Genomic DNA, 15,284 nt, shown 5'->3' with positions numbered 1-15,284 from the left:
CTATCCAACAAGGAGGAAGCTTTATGTTGAAAATAAAAATGTTTCTGTTAGTTATGTTTGTTACCTTGTCAACGTATTCAGTTGCACAAGCAGCTGTCATGGATGGTGAGGGAGTAGAAAGAGAAGCAGCTATACAATCAGCGCCTAAAACCTATACCGTTTTAGAGGGAGATAACTTGTACAGAATTGCAGTCAACCATGATGTTTCTTTAGATACACTTAAGAGTTGGAATGGTTTGAACAGTGAGTTGATCCAACCGGGTGATGTATTACTTGTTGGTGACGCTAAGCCAAATGGCGAAACGGCTAAATCCGCACCAGCGAACTTAACTCCGCCTGTCAGTACTGAAAAAGAACTGCTCGTTACAGCAACTGCCTACACGGCGTATTGTAAAGGCTGTTCTGGGACAACCGCTTATGGTATTGACCTACGTGCTAACCCCAATCAAAAAGTCATCGCCGTAGATCCAAAAGTCGTACCACTCGGAACAAAAGTGTGGGTGGAAGGCTATGGAGAAGCGATTGCTGGGGATATAGGTAGTGCCATAAAAGGGCATAAAATCGATGTCTTTATTCCCTCGTACGACAATGCGATGGATTGGGGCGTTCAAAAAGTGAAGATAAGAATTTTGAATTGACATAGGGGTATTGGGCACCATTGAAATCAGCTTTTAGAAAAACCTTGTTTTTTATAAGCTGATTTCGTTTTATATTTCAAAGATGATTGTTCAAAAAGTTGGCTAATTTACAACAAAAATAAGAATCTAGGAATGTTATACTGTCACTATTGGAGATGATAATAGTGAGTAAGCAACTTGAGAATAATGAATTAATACTAAAGGCCGAGAAATTTATACATAGCTGTTACAAAGAAATTGGAATGTCAGTAGAGCAACAGACAGAGCGAGTGGAGGAAGTACGTAGAGAAATCAGTGAAACTGGAACGTACTACCATACTTCGTTAGAACTTGAACATGGAGCTAAAATGGCTTGGCGCAATAATAATCGCTGTATCGGACGTTTGTTTTGGGATACGCTTCATGTATTTGACGAGCGAGCATTGGAAACGTTGGAAGATGTCTACAATGCTTTACTGAAACATATTGAATTTGCAACAAATGAAGGGAAAATACGTTCGACGATTACGGTATTTCAACCGCCACAAGGCGGAAATGACACAATTCGAATATGGAACCATCAGCTTATACGTTATGCAGGATATGAAGAGAATGGACGAGTTATCGGAGATTCGACATCGGTGACATTTACGAAAATGTGTGAGGAATTAGGGTGGAAAGGAAAGAGAACAGCGTATGATGTTCTTCCACTTGTGCTCCAATTAAAAGGAGAGTCACCTCGATTTTTTGAAATTCCACAAAAGCTCGTAAAAGAAGTAGAAATTATGCATCCAGAGCTAGATGGTTTTCCAGAACTGGGTGCAAAGTGGTACGCGGTTCCAATTATTTCGAATATGCGATTAGAAATTGGTGGGATTGACTATCCGATGGCTCCGTTTAATGGCTGGTATATGGGTACCGAAATCGGCGCTAGAAATTTGGCGGATGAAGATCGCTATGATTTGCTACCAAAAGTAGCAGAACTAATGGGGCTGGACATAAAGTCAAACCGATCATTGTGGAAGGATAAAGCACTGGTGGAATTAAATATTGCGGTGTTAGATTCTTATAATAATGCGGGTGTGACAATAGTAGATCACCATACAGCAGCTAAACAATTTAAGCGCTTTGAGAAAAATGAGCAAGTGAAAGGAAGAGAGATAACCGGAAATTGGACATGGTTAATCCCCCCATTATCCCCAGCAACGACGCATGTTTTTCATAGCCCTTACAACAATGAGATTGTTACACCGAATTATTTTTATCAGAAAGACCCAGATAGCTGTTGATGTTTGTTTCAAAGAAGGGCCACATGCCGTTAGAAGGTGTGTGGCCTTTTTGCAGCCCTATAGACTTTCCCGCATTTTGTCCAATCTCGAATCGCAATAATGACATCTTTTAATGCCATACCGCTTGGCGTGAGTTCATATTCAACTTTTTTCACGGAAGATTCAAGATCTTTTTTCGTAACAAGGCCTTCTTTGACTAATTGATTCAGTCGCTCTGTTAGAAGTCAATCAGAAATCCCAGGGATGGCCACGGCGATTTCATGAAACCGTTTAGGGCGGGACATTAATGTATAAACAATAATCCCCATCCATCTTTTGCCGATAAATTCGATGGTGTCATGGAAATTACTGCAAATATACGGTGTGTTTTCACATGGATATGATCAATCCACTTGTCAACCTCCTATCAATCTAATCTTTCCTCCATCTAAAAACGAGTCATTAGGGTTGACACATATAACTTACTAATAGTAAGTTTATTGAGGGGAGGTAGTATTATGACTACAACAGTGGATTCAAGTGTATATAATGTCATGAAGGCAAGAAAATCAGTAAGGGTGTTCAATCCGGATTTTACAATCCCAAAAGAAGAAATTGAAGAGATATTAGAACTGGCTTCAATTGCCCCTTCATCGAGCAACCTACAATCTTGGCGGTTTTTGGTCATTCAAGATGCAAGCGTGAAGAAGGAATTGAAGGCAATTGCCAATAACCAAGCCCAAGCCGAGGAATCATCTGCTGTTATCGCTATCTTGGGTGATGTCGATGCATATAAGAAAGTGGAACAAATCTACACACAAAACGTTGCAGAGGGACATATGGATGAGTCGATTAAAGATCGCACAATTGCGAGTACGTATGCAGTCTATCCAAATGTTTCAAGAGAGGCGAGAATGAATATTGCTTCTTTTGATGCAGGGCTTGTTTCGATGCAATTCATGCTGATTGCCAAAGAAAGAGGTTACGACACTTCAACAATGGGCGGGTTTGATAAAGTGAAATTTGCTGAGCGATTTGAACTTCCAGATAACTTATTCCCAATTGTACTGATTGCTTTAGGTAAGGCTGCTGCGCCGGCATACGGTTCTTCTCGACTGCCTTTGGATGAAGTTGTACGTTTTATATAAGAAGGAGCTTTTACAATGAAACGCCAGGTTATGGTTGGATTCCTAAGTAGGAATTCTCCCTGTGACCTGGCATTTTACGTATAGATGACCCTTTGCAACCTGTAGATTGCAGAAGAGAAGGAATTAATAGAAAATTGTCGAATTATTTATATAGCAAACAAACACCAAATACCGAGAAAAAGTGGGGGATTATTCATGAGTAGAAAAGTCTTGATTGTAACAGGGGATGCAGTAGAGGCGTTGGAGATCTATTATCCGTATTATCGTTGTTTAGAAGAAGGGTATGCTACGACCATTGCTTCACCTTCTGTGAAAAAGCTGCAGACTGTGAGTCACGACTTCATAGAGGGAATGGAAACATACGTGGAAAAGCCTGCTTATGGAATTGATTCACACATCGCTTTTGCTGATGTTGATCCGACGCAATATGATGGATTGATTATTCCAGGAGGCCGTGCTCCTGAGTATATTCGATTGGATGAATCACTACCGAAAATTGTTCGTCACTTTTTTGAGGAGGGGAAACCGGTAGGGGCTATTTGCCATGCCTCTCAAGTGTTAGCCACCATCCCAGATTTGATGAAAGACCGCTCCTGTACAGCATATATTGCTTGTAAGCCGGATGTAGTGGCATGTGGCGCAACATATATTGATGAATCATTGCATACGGATGGGCATCTTGTTTCGGGACAAGCTTGGCACGATTTACCAGGTTTCATGCGTGAATTTATTCGTTTAATCAACTAGTTTTAGCGTTTCTATTCTTTCTGTCAACCTGTATAGCCATACCTAAAAAGAGACGCTTATCTTCTTGGATTAGGCATCTCTTTTTTAGAACTTATCCTCACTCAGATGGATAACAGAATCATTTTAAAAGAATAGAAAATACAAAAATAAGGCTACCATATTTATTTGAAGTATGTTATCTTATAAAGTGTTAACACGTTAACTCACTAAAGTATTTAGACTATTGAAGAAAAGGTGGCTATTTCAAGATGAAACGATATGTGATGATGATGTTCACGACGATAGCAGTATTGGCATTATTAGTTGGGTGTGGGACTAAATCAGGTTCGAAATCTGGTAATGATGGTAACCAAGGAGAACAAAAGGAGATTGTTATCGGGATTGATGACAAATTTGCACCTCTTGGATTCCGTGATGAAAGTAATGAAATTGTCGGCTTTGACATTGACTATGCGAGAGCGGCAGCTGAGAAAATGGGCATTACGGTTAAATTTCAGCCGATTGACTGGAAAACAAAAGAAACAGAACTAAGCAGTGGTCGAATTGACCTGATTTGGAATGGTTACACGATTACAGACGAACGTAAAGAGAAAGTGCTTTTCACAAAGCCTTATTTAAAAAATGCGCAAGTAGTAGCGACGTTAGCAGATTCGGAATTGACTACACTTGCTGATTTAGAAGGGAAAGTAGTTGGTTTGCAAGCTCTTTCTTCTGCTGCTGAAGCATTGGGTGCGAATTCAATCGAGTCTAAAATTAAAACCGTTTCGGAGTTCGGTGACAACGTGCTGGCATTGACAGATTTGAAAACAGGTCGTTTGGATGCAGTCGTGATTGACGAAGTGGTTATTGATTATTACATGTCTAAAGAAGAGGGAACATTTAAAGTTCTTGATGAATCATTAGCACCTGAAGAATATGGTGTAGGTGTAAAAAAAGGTAATGAAGACCTATTGAACAAATTGCAAGCTGCATTGGATGAAATGAATGAGGACGGTACTGCTGCTGAAATTTCTGAAAAGTGGTTCGGAGTCAATAAAGTATTGAAGTGAATAGACAGAAAAAATAGAGGACAAACAGGATTTCCTTTGGAAACCCTGTTTTGTTTTTGGAGGAACCTTTTATGTCCGTAGATTATATGATTTCCATACTAAAGCCGATGCTCGAAGGGGCACAAATTACTGTTCTGTTGTTCTTAGTAGCCATTGTTGCATCGATTCCATTGGGTTTTTTACTCACACTTGCAGCTAGAAGTACCTTCAAGCCACTTGCTTGGTTTGCCAATAGCTATATTTACTTAGTACGTGGTACGCCATTGTTATTACAGCTCTTATTCATCGTTTTTGGGCTACCGCTACTGCCTGTAATTGGTGAATATTTGGTGTTGGATCGTTTTGTTGCGGCTTGTCTCGGTTTTATATTAAACTATGCGGCTTATTTTGCGGAGATTTTCCGTGGAGGTTTGTTGGCGATTGATAAAGGGCAATATGAGGCTTCTCAAGTACTCGGTTTGAATAAGTGGCAAACGACAACACGCGTGATTTTACCTCAAATGTTCCGGATTGCGTTACCAGCAGTTTCGAATGAATCGGTGACATTAGTAAAAGATACAGCGTTACTTTATGCAGTTGCCGTACCTGAATTGCTGCATTTTGCTCAGACGGCAGTAAACCGTGATTTTACAATTATTCCGTTTTTCTTTGCAGGTATTATTTATCTTTGTATAACGCTTGTGTTAACCTTGTTCTTTAAATGGCTTGAAAAACGTTATAAATTTGACTAGAAAGAAGTGGCGTAGATGGCGATCATTGAAGTATCCAACTTAAAAAAATCATTTGGTCCGCTTGAAGTACTTAAGCAGATCACGTTCGATGTAAATAAAAACGATGTCATTGCTATCATAGGTCCTTCTGGTTCGGGGAAAAGTACCATGCTGCGCAGTTTAGTTCATCTCGAAGAAATTAATGGTGGTAGTATTTGCGTAGCCGGCGATTATCTTGTGAAGGATGGTCTCTACTCGAAACCGCAGGACATTAAACGCATTACAGGCAAGATGGGTATGGTATTCCAGCATTTTAATCTATTTCCACATCTCACAGTGACAGAGAATCTAGAGTTGGCTCCCAGACTGTTGAAAAAAGAAGCACCAGATGCGATACGACAGCGAAGCAATGAACTTTTAGAGAAAATCGGCTTGTCCAATTGGGCTAAAGCATCTCCATCTACATTATCGGGAGGACAAAAGCAACGAGTTGCCATTGCACGAGCGTTGATGACAAACCCCGATATTTTACTATTCGATGAACCTACATCAGCGCTAGATCCTGAATTGACAGGGGAAGTGCTAAAAGTGATGAAGGATTTAGCGGAAGAGCATATGACGATGATTGTCGTGACACACGAAATGGAGTTTGCTAAGGAAGTAGCAAATCGAGCAATCTTCATGGATAATGGGGAAATTATTGAATCCGGGCATCCGAAGGAGCTGTTAACGAACCCGCAACACGAACGTACGAAAGCGTTTTTGAATCGGAGTTTGAACTAAATACGAGTGATGGATGAAAATGAGCCTTTGTCGGGGCTCATTTTTTGTTACTGAAAAAGGCTTGTATGATCGATAAGGAAAGGCGGAGTTGGGTGATAATACCTTGGTGATTATTAGATAAATCGTATATGTAGTTCAAGTTCATGGTACAATAAATCTTTAAGGCAATTTTGATGGATGGACAGAAGGAGATTGGACCAGTTGACGAACAATATACAACATGAATTACCACCAAATTACGAAGAACTCAGAAAATCGATTAATCGCAATTCGAATTGGCGCGAGCGTTTAGCTGCCATCGAAGAATTGGGCAAGTGGAAGCATGAACGGACAATCGATGTTTTATTGCATCGTATGCATAACGATGCAGTCTATAAAGTGCAAGAAGCTGCTTTTCAAAAGTTAAGCAATTTTGGCGAAAAGGTTCAATTACCACCACGTAACAAATTCGAACTGATTAAAGATACGAATAAAGTGTTGTTCAGAGTTAAGAAAAGTCTACCGGCGGATCATACGTACGAAGCGTTTAAAGAAAAACTGAAAAACATGCGTTTAGATCTATATGATACGTACGAAGGTGATAAGGGCGAAGACTTTGATCAATGGCTTGAAAACGCTTGGAAGACGGCAAAGAGGAAGTAGTGTTAAGGGTGGTTGGGGGCAACTGCCCCCAAAACCTCCCCCAATCAACTGTTTTTTTAATGATTTATCGCATCATCGAATGATACTACAGATTCTTGTTCAGCTTCTTCAATTACATGCCCATAAACTCTGTTAATCGTTTCGGGTGTATTTCCTAATCGCCTGGCAATTACTGCAACGGGAGTTCTATCTTTACTCGTCAGCAGTATAGTTGCGTGAGTGTGACGTAAACCATGCGGGGTTATCCTCTTAAGTTCCGTCCCCTTTACGATAGAATCGATGGCATAATTGAAAAACTTGTCATCTACAAGGGTAGCTGTTGAAGTTATCAATATATAATCATCATCGGATACAGCTGAGCCATTAGATAGTTTAAGTTCCAACCACCGTTTTCGATATAATTTTAATTGGTTGATAAGCAAATCGCTTATAACGATAGTTCTTCGACTGTTTTTTGTTTTTGGTGCACGGGTACCAAATTTATATCGCGTTCTATCCTCGGTCAATTTTTTATTTTCGAAGTCTATATCCTTCCATTTTAACCCCTGCGCTTCACCTCGTCGCAATCCAGTGTATGCCGACAGAAATATTCCTGTATATCTTGTTATATTCAATTTTTCTTTTGCGATTGCAAGGAATTCTTTTAATTGTTTTGGTGAAAGGAAATTTCCTAGAACTTCTTCATCATCATCTGCGCTTGCTATTGGGATCCTCGTAAAGCGATTTCGTTCAATTATCTCATTTTCTACAGCTGCATTAACTGCGATTCGGAAAATATTATGATAGTTTTCCACACTTGAAACTGAATAACTATCCAAAAGGACATTAATATACTTGGTAATATAGGTCAACCTATCCAAATTCGAAAGTTTATATTTTCCCAAGTGTGGCTTTATTTGATCTTTGATAATAGCTTTCCGACGATCTCGATTTGAAACAGCCCAATTCCTCTCGTTTTCTTCATACCAGATATCTACCCATTCTGAAACAGTTATATTCGTATTATCAACACGTTTGACATTCCCGTTGATTAGGTCTGTTTTGACTTTGAGTAGTTCTCTGATAGCGATGTTCTCCGACACCAATCCTTGCTTCGGTTTTTCGCGACGATTACCAAGTGCATCATAATATCGATGTCTAAAACCCCACATTTTTTCTCCTTTAGCATTCAGATACCAAAATACTTCAGGTTCTTTGCTAGTGTAGTTCTTCTTCGGCTTTTTGTTTTTTTCTTTTGTAGTTTCTACCATTATATTTATCTCCCTTTAGCGTTGACAGGCGCACGGTGGGGGATAGATATTTGCATCACCTCCTTCTAGGGTATTACTTTAATTAAAATTCAAATGACTGTAATCCTTCCATTTACGAGGAGTGGGGTCGCCTTGCAGTTCATAGTACAATTCGCCGTCAAGCTCGTACATCCTAGATAGGATAGGGATGCGGACTTTTTTAGTTGTATCAACTTTTATTAAATTGCTAGGCAATTTGTTAGCTTTTTGTTTATCAGGGAAATTAACAACATTATTCATCTTAACACCTCCATTCGAAACGTGTGTTGCTCCTTGGGTTAAAAGAAAAGCCCTGGGTAGGGCGCTTTCAGTTCTAGGTTAAAATCCATTATCTTCCCTGATAATCGAATTCATATGTCAATTCTCTTTCTTTTGTGATTGTGATAAAAGAAGAGGGGTCAAGACTACTACCTACGATTATTTTAATGCTTTTGATATCTTCCGGTTTTCCTTCAAAGGGAACTCCGATAAATTGCTCTTTTTTTACTTTCCCATAGAAATCAGAATCGTAGTCTCTTCCTGACAAAATATCGTTGCTAGATATATTTAATTGTTGACCGTTATTTAAAACAATGTGAGATAAACCTAGCCAAGAAACTGGATGTGGATTAACTTGGTTATTTACACATTTTGAAGAAGGTCTCTTCCATAAAAAAAGAGACCCCTTATCACTCAGTCTTCTTCTAATCGAATCGCTTGGATCTCTAGGCAGTCTCCGATAAGCGTTGAACCAGGTTCAGTTGTTGGAACTCTGAAGAATGCACAACAATTATTCCGGTCAAAGGAAACAAAAACAACATCTTCTAACACCTGTCCACCTGATAAGAAAACATCAACTTCAGTCTGCGTTTGTAATCGTCTTAATTAATCACAAGCGCAACCTTTACAACGATTGACAACTTTATCAGGATGTATTCTGCTCATATTAATGACACTGATGATGGTGATGACGATCCTCACATACACCGGGTTTAACACATCTAGGGCGTTTCACGCATGCGCAACATTTACCACATTTACTCATTTTCATGACCTCCTTTCTAGTTTTTTTAGCCTTGCATTCATAACATATGAATTCGGAACGAACGGAGGTTGGACAACCGTGGAGAGTGATTTTGAATATCTTTAAAATCGACTCAATTAGAGGGCGGTAATGAAATAAGTAATTAAATAAATGCATTGTTCTCGTCTTGAGTGAAAATAAAAGCACACAAGAAAAGACCGCTGATTACAACTCAATCAGCAGTCTTATCACAGTCACCTTTTGGTGTAGGGATAGTATTGGCGGATGATTAGATCAATAAACATCCAAGAATCACGCTATGTATCTAACCACTTGTTGAACTACTTATTGCGACTTTTTCAGAAACAGACCAATGCTTGGAAGGAAATATGTTTTGATTTAGTTGTTGTTTTAATAAGTCGGCAGTGTGGAAATCAGCAAATGTTTTGTCAGATTGGCTGCTGGAGTCTTTCAAGGTCTCTATAGCTCCATCGTTGTTTCGTACGATTACGAACATGAGTCACCTCCAATTTGTGGCGTGAATAATTAAATTGTTGCACTGGAATTGTCTCATTAAAGAAGAATTTAGTATACATTATAAGTAAAATGTTACCAATTTGTTATCGAGTTGTAATTTATTATCCTTTTATTTCAGGAGTATTACACAATTCGACCAAAAAGCGAACTAACGAAAGGAGAGGAAGTTTTGTCTGAAATATTGGATGCCCAGACATGTCCATATTGCAATCACGCAGTTGAAGATCATCAATCCTTTTGGACAGAAGGCGAAGAAGATGAAGTGTCGTGCAACCGGTGCAATAAAATCTATATTTCCAAACCACAATACAAATTTGAAGGTTGGAAAATCGAAAAGCAATGCGATAAATGTGGCGAGTTTACAGATGATGGATATGCGATGTGTGATTGCGGTGAATACAGCGAGAGCTACTGATGCATTCGACCATTAAGCGTAGTAGAAAAGAGCGGAGAAGTAGTCAAAAAAGAATCCATTAGAAGTAGGGCAACGTGTTTGGATTGAAACAAGAACAATGTTCTTTAGAAATAAAAATAACGATCGAGAAATTGATGAATTTGAAGTTGTAGAAGTTAACAAATCAAGTGCTGATGCAGTTTCAGCAGATAAATTAGTCAAATACAACAAAGATACTAAAGAACACTCTTGTCTAAGGCGACGACTTGAACAGCGAACTCACAATGTCAAAGGCGATGGGTTTGGAGACACTTATATTTTGTGGCTGTCGAAAGAGTCATTTGAAGCAAATGTTAGATATAACAAGGACTTGGGTGACGCACGTAAAAAGGCTCACAAAATCGTTGATAGCTTGACTTTGGGTGGTCTTGAAAATCTTATTAATAGATTTGAGTGATATACATTTAACGACCAAATGACGGCCAAAGACTGCCGATTGTAGTCGATCAGCAGTCTTTCCACAGTCACCTTTTGGTGTAGGGATAGTGTAAACAAACGGGGTGGTCGATAAACGTGGAGGTAATTGGCAGTATACGTATTATACGTAACTACCCCTTTTGAACAATAAGTTTGTCTAATAAATCAACGTGTTTTTGATCGTGATTCAAAATACCTTCAACAAGATCTAAGCTCTCGGGGTCAAGGTCGCCATTAAGAACCTCTTTAGATTTTTCAATACCCCTATGTTCGCCGAGAAGCGCATCTTTCAAAATGGCATTGGGGTCTGTGGTTGAACCTTTTATCTTGTTCATGAATTCAGCAACACTTCCCATCATACCTACATCATCAACGGGGATGCCATCAAGATTTTGTATTCTCTCGGCTATCAATATTGCATGTTGTTTATGGTCTCGCTGAATTTGTTGGAGAAGCTGTTTGATCGCAAAAGCGAGGGGATGAGTACTAATGATTTGGCAGGGGTGTTGAGGATGCCGAAATACCGAATTGATGGGCTAGAAAGCGGCATGATCAAAATGGAGATTGAAGATGTTATTCGATATTGTGATTTCTTCGCGCTGACGTTTGAACCGTTTTTGTTCGATAACCTCATAACGTTCAAGAAGGCTTGTGTTGCTGATAATGAAAAGATTTTGAAGGCTATTAGGTGCAGCGTATGAAGAAAGTTTGTTGGACTTGTGGTCACTACGCTTTCGGATGTTTTGTAACCGGAATATTGAACTGGATGATATAAATAATGGGGAATACAGGTAACATGCCTGAGTCGATTGAAACGATAAGGATAGGTAAATAATAAAAACAAATTATCGTTTCAAGAAATGAGGGTTTGCCATGAATGGGCGATCGAAGAGAGAGGAAGAAAATAACCAAATAACTTATTATTTTACAGCAATATTTACGGCAATAGGAATCGCCTTAGTCTTCACTATTCTGTACTGGAAAACAGAAGGGATAAATCTTTTTATTATCTTACTTTCAATATCCGCAGGCGGAATACCTATTGGATTCATAGGTGTATTTATTGATTATAAAATTTCAGAATATAAGTTCGAGAAAAGAAGTGTCGAACAATAAAAAAAGACGGGATTCCTCCCGTCCTTGGCAGGATAAGAAGCCTTCGCATTATGAAGTGAGTTATACTAAGAGGTAGGTGGGGGAATATATGAATGATATAGGAAACACTATGATTTACCGTGATGGATTTCTGATGATTATCATGAATCAACACGTTATCGACATTAATCGATTGAAGTGGAGTGAAGGTGATAGGGCTCGTGATTGTTGCTTAGTCGTTCAATTCTCAAGTTCTCTATTAAAAAATAATATGTCAAGAAAATAAAATGGGGAAAATGATACAATAAATATAGTTCAGGGTCACTGAATGCATCCACCTGTAACGAAATATACAGTCAAGTACACATTTTGGTGAAGAGTCACAAATATAAAGATGTTATCTTGAATCACAAAAACGATAGTAAGGTAGGAGAAGAAAATGAAAACTCAACTGTCAAACTATATAAAAATAGGCTCTTCAAAACAATTTATTTCTATTTTTGGTGAAGATAACAATTTCCCTCTTTTAGTGTATTTGCATGGTGGTCCAGGTGATGCTGCTTTACCACTGATTTATAAATATAACTCAGAACTTGGAAAAAAGTTTAATATTGTAGTCTGGGAACAAAGAGGGGCTGGGAAATCTTACTATACTTTTTCGAAAGAGGAACAAATATCTATTGAAACTTATATAGAAGATCTATACAGTTTAATTCATTATTTGTTAGAAACGTTTAAACAAGAAAAAGTTTACCTTTTAGGGCACTCGTGGGGAAGTGTCCTAGGCTTAATTTTCATTAAAAAATATCCTCAACTAGTACATAGTTATTTTGGATGTGGTCAAGTGGTTAACATGAAAAAAGGATTGAAGTGTCAATATGATTTTGTTCTGAAAGAAAGTCAAGAACGAAATGAAAAAAAGCTTATTCAACGATTGAAAAATATTGACCTTTCATTGACTCAAAAAGATTGGTTAAACGATTTATTATTTGTTACTAAATTAGTGGTTCGATACAGATATTCTTTATATGGAAAAAGCAATTATAACCAACTGGTAAGGGATTTCATTTTTTCATCAAAGTATACATTTAAAGATTTAATTAATCGTGAAAAAGGGAGTCTACAATCAATAAAATATTTGTGGCAAGAGCTCATGGGAATTGATTTTAGTGAATACAAGAGTTTCGATGTCCCTATTACGTTTTTTGAGGGGCGTCATGATAGGCATGTTTCTTCAGCATTGGTAGAGGATTACTATCACACAATTAAAACGACAAAAAAACTCATTTGGTTCGAAAATTCAAGTCATTTTCCCCAGTGGGAAGAGTCAGTCAAGTTTAATCAGACTTTGATAAGTATCATAAAGCAGAATTAGTTTTACTGGCTATTGATTTCTGTAACGTCTGTAATTTACCAAGCTTTAAATGGCAGTATATCAACGGTTTTCATACCTGGTTGGTGCAAACGCGAGACTACGAAAGGGTATGCATTACTAAATAAGTCTACTGGAACAACCAGGGACACTGATTCAGCTTAACGGCTGTTTTCGGTGTCCTTTTTTATTTATCAAAAGGAGGAGTAATATGGAAATCAATCAAGAGCGGTTGGATGAATTAAAGGCAGAACTTGCGCAACGTCATCAGATGTCAATAGATGAAGTTTCAAGAATGATTGACGACGTTGTAGTCGGGGTTACAGGGATGGCGGAATGGCTTGGGCCGTTTGTAGAGCAACTAACCCAAATGTGGAATTCGATAAAAGAAGTCGCTTTAGAAAACTACGAGAAATCAATTTGGAATTCCGAAAACGAAGCGATGCACGGTTGGGATCTTGATTGGGATACACGCAAGCGCAGTCAGGTTATGTCGAATAAACCGAAATTCATGGTACGGAAAATTATTCGTTGAGGAGGTGGGATTAGTCGAGGAAGGGCACTCACAGTCTCTGAAAAGCGGGATAGATCAAAAGAATACTAGGACAAGCAGTAAGTCGAAAGAACAGCTGTCTGATAGGGGCAGCATAAGCTAGCGTTATTTTTTATGGTCTGAAATTAGAGAGCATCCTCATCGGGTGAACTTGATGATAGCGGGCTTGGATTTTTGGTTGATGGTGAGTAACTAAAAACGATTACAAAAAAAAGGGGAGATTAATTCCCTTTATATTTTAATCATCCGTCAATTTTTTATATATCGCAAGATTTGCAGAATTTTTCTTTTGGAATTCCACACTTTTTTGAAGGTCATGGCTGTTTTTATTTAAAGCTTGACGAAATAACCTGCCTGCAGAAATACAACTTCCTGACGTGAATTTTTCCCACTCATCGTGAGAGAATAAACTAGGTATAGTAAACAATTCATCTTTCTTTATAAAAGATAAGCGATCAAGAATTTCTCCTACAGTAAGTGAGTTTGCAAGATACCCCTTGATAGAATTGGCTAATAAGTAATCAGTTACAGTAAGGTTACTTTCTTCTGCAAGATCATTTAATACCTTGTAAATTTCGTCTGTGACTCGAATAGCAATTTGCGGCATATAAAACTCTCCTTATCATGTCCTTACATACTATGTATAATCATAGTATGTAAGGAATATTTGTCAAGCATATAATTAAGATTACCTAGAATTGACGCATTCGTGTAATTACGTATTCGGATCATTATGTTCATTTACTGTATACTTGAAGAATAATATTTTCACATGTTCAACAATCGGGCCAAATTGTTTAGTAAATGTAATTTTGAGCGACAGGGAGTGAACATATTGCTAAAAATGCTTAGAATTGTATGACCCATCATTGTTTTTGTTTTAGCGGGGTATAGCTTGATATCTGGTAACCACGAAGTAATGCCATATATGATGTTTTTTATGGGGGCAATGTTATGGGCATAGCCGAAATCAAGGAAGCGCGGAAGAAAACGGGTATTAGCTGTATTATTGTTTCCATTTTTGTTTTTTACGTTTCTGTGCAAGCTTTCTTATTAAACTAGCGGGTGCTTTAGTTTAACAAGTTAAATCAACACTTAGTTGGCTTTTTGTTGTACATCCGGACCATTTTATATTCATTTCTTCATTCAGTTTTAGATTCTTTAAATCCAAATTTGACACATTACTTTTGTTCAACGAGAGATTGTGATGTTATCTATTTTGATACAGAGAAAAAAATGTACCTTAATTCAGAAGTAAAGGTATCTGTACATCAAGAAGATAATTCTCCCACTGTACCAGTTTGCTATTGCTTTGGTTGGACAAAAGAAAAAATTAAAGAATATGAAGAACAGGAACTTTCTCCTAAACCTTTAGAACATATTCGAGAAAATGTAAAAGCGGACAGATGCGGGTGTGAGGTAAATAATCCTCAAGGTAGTTGCTGTATGGGGAACATTACGAAATATATAAAAAGTCTTTAAATAAAACAATATATTTTTTACTAACGAGGTGCTTTACTTGAAGATCGGAGCTGCTTTGACGGTTCTTTTTTCTTGTTCAACTAAAGGAGCAGGTTTGTTAAAGAGTTATGTTTAACTT

The 15,284-nt window shown here is 38.0% G+C and carries 20 protein-coding genes and 3 pseudogenes; 16 read left to right on the top strand and 7 right to left on the bottom strand.

From position 1 onward, the window contains the following. The first annotated feature begins 23 nt into the window (after positions 1–23). Entirely contained in the window at positions 24–638 is a 615-nt protein-coding gene (locus MKY34_RS15150) for a 3D domain-containing protein (RefSeq protein ID WP_342511958.1), read from the top strand. Positions 639–793: 155 nt separating this feature from the next. Continuing rightward, on the top strand, positions 794–1,906 hold the full coding sequence (locus tag MKY34_RS15145) for a nitric oxide synthase oxygenase (protein ID WP_342511957.1): 1,113 nt from the start codon (positions 794–796) through the stop codon (positions 1,904–1,906). Positions 1,907–1,935: 29 nt separating this feature from the next. Here MKY34_RS15145 and MKY34_RS15140 read toward each other — a convergent pair. Then, positions 1,936–2,229 (bottom strand): annotated as a pseudogene (locus MKY34_RS15140) (helix-turn-helix domain-containing protein). Positions 2,230–2,403: 174 nt separating this feature from the next. Between MKY34_RS15140 and MKY34_RS15135 the strand changes: the two are divergent. From MKY34_RS15135 to MKY34_RS15110, 6 genes are all read left to right on the top strand, one after another. Beyond that, a complete protein-coding gene (locus MKY34_RS15135) occupies positions 2,404–3,033 on the top strand; it encodes a nitroreductase family protein (protein WP_342511956.1) in 630 nt (209 codons plus the stop codon). Positions 3,034–3,228: 195 nt separating this feature from the next. Then, a complete protein-coding gene (locus tag MKY34_RS15130; RefSeq protein ID WP_342511955.1) occupies positions 3,229–3,780 on the top strand; it encodes a DJ-1/PfpI family protein in 552 nt (183 codons plus the stop codon). A 248-nt stretch (positions 3,781–4,028) separates the two neighbouring features. Beyond that, on the top strand, positions 4,029–4,829 hold the full coding sequence (locus tag MKY34_RS15125) for an amino acid ABC transporter substrate-binding protein (RefSeq protein ID WP_342511954.1): 801 nt from the start codon (positions 4,029–4,031) through the stop codon (positions 4,827–4,829). A 71-nt stretch (positions 4,830–4,900) separates the two neighbouring features. Further along, positions 4,901–5,560, top strand: a complete 660-nt coding sequence (locus MKY34_RS15120; protein ID WP_342511953.1) for an amino acid ABC transporter permease — start codon at positions 4,901–4,903, stop codon at positions 5,558–5,560. A 15-nt stretch (positions 5,561–5,575) separates the two neighbouring features. Then, on the top strand, positions 5,576–6,322 hold the full coding sequence (locus tag MKY34_RS15115) for an amino acid ABC transporter ATP-binding protein (RefSeq protein WP_342511952.1): 747 nt from the start codon (positions 5,576–5,578) through the stop codon (positions 6,320–6,322). 201 nt (positions 6,323–6,523) lie between these two features. Next, entirely contained in the window at positions 6,524–6,964 is a 441-nt protein-coding gene (locus MKY34_RS15110; protein WP_342511951.1) for a HEAT repeat domain-containing protein, read from the top strand. Positions 6,965–7,020: 56 nt separating this feature from the next. Here the strand turns inward: MKY34_RS15110 and MKY34_RS15105 are convergent, their stop codons facing one another. The 4 genes and pseudogenes from MKY34_RS15105 to MKY34_RS15090 form a co-directional block, all read right to left on the bottom strand. Continuing rightward, on the bottom strand, positions 7,021–8,214 hold the full coding sequence (locus MKY34_RS15105) for a site-specific integrase (RefSeq protein ID WP_342511950.1): 1,194 nt from the start codon (positions 8,212–8,214) through the stop codon (positions 7,021–7,023). Between the two features lie 78 nt (positions 8,215–8,292). Then, a complete protein-coding gene (locus tag MKY34_RS15100) occupies positions 8,293–8,493 on the bottom strand; it encodes a hypothetical protein (RefSeq protein ID WP_342511949.1) in 201 nt (66 codons plus the stop codon). A 432-nt stretch (positions 8,494–8,925) separates the two neighbouring features. Beyond that, positions 8,926–9,177 (bottom strand): annotated as a pseudogene (locus tag MKY34_RS15095) (hydrolase). Positions 9,178–9,581: 404 nt separating this feature from the next. After that, positions 9,582–9,773 (bottom strand): hypothetical protein, encoded by a 192-nt coding sequence (locus MKY34_RS15090; protein ID WP_342511947.1) that lies wholly within the window; start codon positions 9,771–9,773, stop codon positions 9,582–9,584. 189 nt (positions 9,774–9,962) lie between these two features. On the opposite strand from MKY34_RS15090, the gene MKY34_RS15085 reads away from it, so the two are divergent. Together MKY34_RS15085 and MKY34_RS15080 are read left to right on the top strand one after the other, a co-directional pair. Continuing rightward, on the top strand, positions 9,963–10,208 hold the full coding sequence (locus MKY34_RS15085) for a hypothetical protein (protein ID WP_342511946.1): 246 nt from the start codon (positions 9,963–9,965) through the stop codon (positions 10,206–10,208). Between the two features lie 97 nt (positions 10,209–10,305). Continuing rightward, a complete protein-coding gene (locus MKY34_RS15080; protein WP_342511944.1) occupies positions 10,306–10,644 on the top strand; it encodes a hypothetical protein in 339 nt (112 codons plus the stop codon). 151 nt (positions 10,645–10,795) lie between these two features. Here the strand turns inward: MKY34_RS15080 and MKY34_RS15075 are convergent, their stop codons facing one another. Further along, on the bottom strand, positions 10,796–11,128 hold the full coding sequence (locus MKY34_RS15075) for a ferritin-like domain-containing protein (RefSeq protein WP_342515277.1): 333 nt from the start codon (positions 11,126–11,128) through the stop codon (positions 10,796–10,798). 48 nt (positions 11,129–11,176) lie between these two features. On the opposite strand from MKY34_RS15075, the gene MKY34_RS15070 reads away from it, so the two are divergent. From MKY34_RS15070 to MKY34_RS15055, 4 genes are all read left to right on the top strand, one after another. After that, positions 11,177–11,365, top strand: a complete 189-nt coding sequence (locus MKY34_RS15070) for a hypothetical protein (RefSeq protein WP_342511942.1) — start codon at positions 11,177–11,179, stop codon at positions 11,363–11,365. Positions 11,366–11,537: 172 nt separating this feature from the next. Further along, positions 11,538–11,780, top strand: a complete 243-nt coding sequence (locus MKY34_RS15065) for a hypothetical protein (protein ID WP_342511939.1) — start codon at positions 11,538–11,540, stop codon at positions 11,778–11,780. A gap of 418 nt (positions 11,781–12,198) precedes the next feature. Further along, positions 12,199–13,134, top strand: a complete 936-nt coding sequence (locus MKY34_RS15060; protein WP_342511937.1) for an alpha/beta hydrolase — start codon at positions 12,199–12,201, stop codon at positions 13,132–13,134. 208 nt (positions 13,135–13,342) lie between these two features. Further along, on the top strand, positions 13,343–13,666 hold the full coding sequence (locus MKY34_RS15055; RefSeq protein ID WP_342511935.1) for a hypothetical protein: 324 nt from the start codon (positions 13,343–13,345) through the stop codon (positions 13,664–13,666). A 256-nt stretch (positions 13,667–13,922) separates the two neighbouring features. Here MKY34_RS15055 and MKY34_RS15050 read toward each other — a convergent pair whose 3' ends face one another. Then, a complete protein-coding gene (locus tag MKY34_RS15050; protein WP_342511933.1) occupies positions 13,923–14,291 on the bottom strand; it encodes a DUF1413 domain-containing protein in 369 nt (122 codons plus the stop codon). A gap of 347 nt (positions 14,292–14,638) precedes the next feature. On the opposite strand from MKY34_RS15050, the gene MKY34_RS15045 reads away from it, so the two are divergent. Next, the gene (locus MKY34_RS15045) at positions 14,639–14,746 is read left to right on the top strand and encodes a DUF3953 domain-containing protein (RefSeq protein WP_342511932.1); all 108 of its coding nucleotides are present in this window, start codon (positions 14,639–14,641) and stop codon (positions 14,744–14,746) included. A gap of 84 nt (positions 14,747–14,830) precedes the next feature. Continuing rightward, positions 14,831–15,166 (top strand): annotated as a pseudogene (locus tag MKY34_RS15040) ((2Fe-2S)-binding protein); the annotation flags it as partial. Positions 15,167–15,284 lie beyond the last annotated feature (118 nt).

The sequence above is a fragment of the Sporosarcina sp. FSL K6-1522 genome (genome assembly GCF_038622445.1).
GTDB lineage: Bacteria > Bacillota > Bacilli > Bacillales_A > Planococcaceae > Sporosarcina.
Note: the sequence above shows the minus strand (reverse complement) of the source record. Positions and strands in the feature narration are given on the sequence as shown.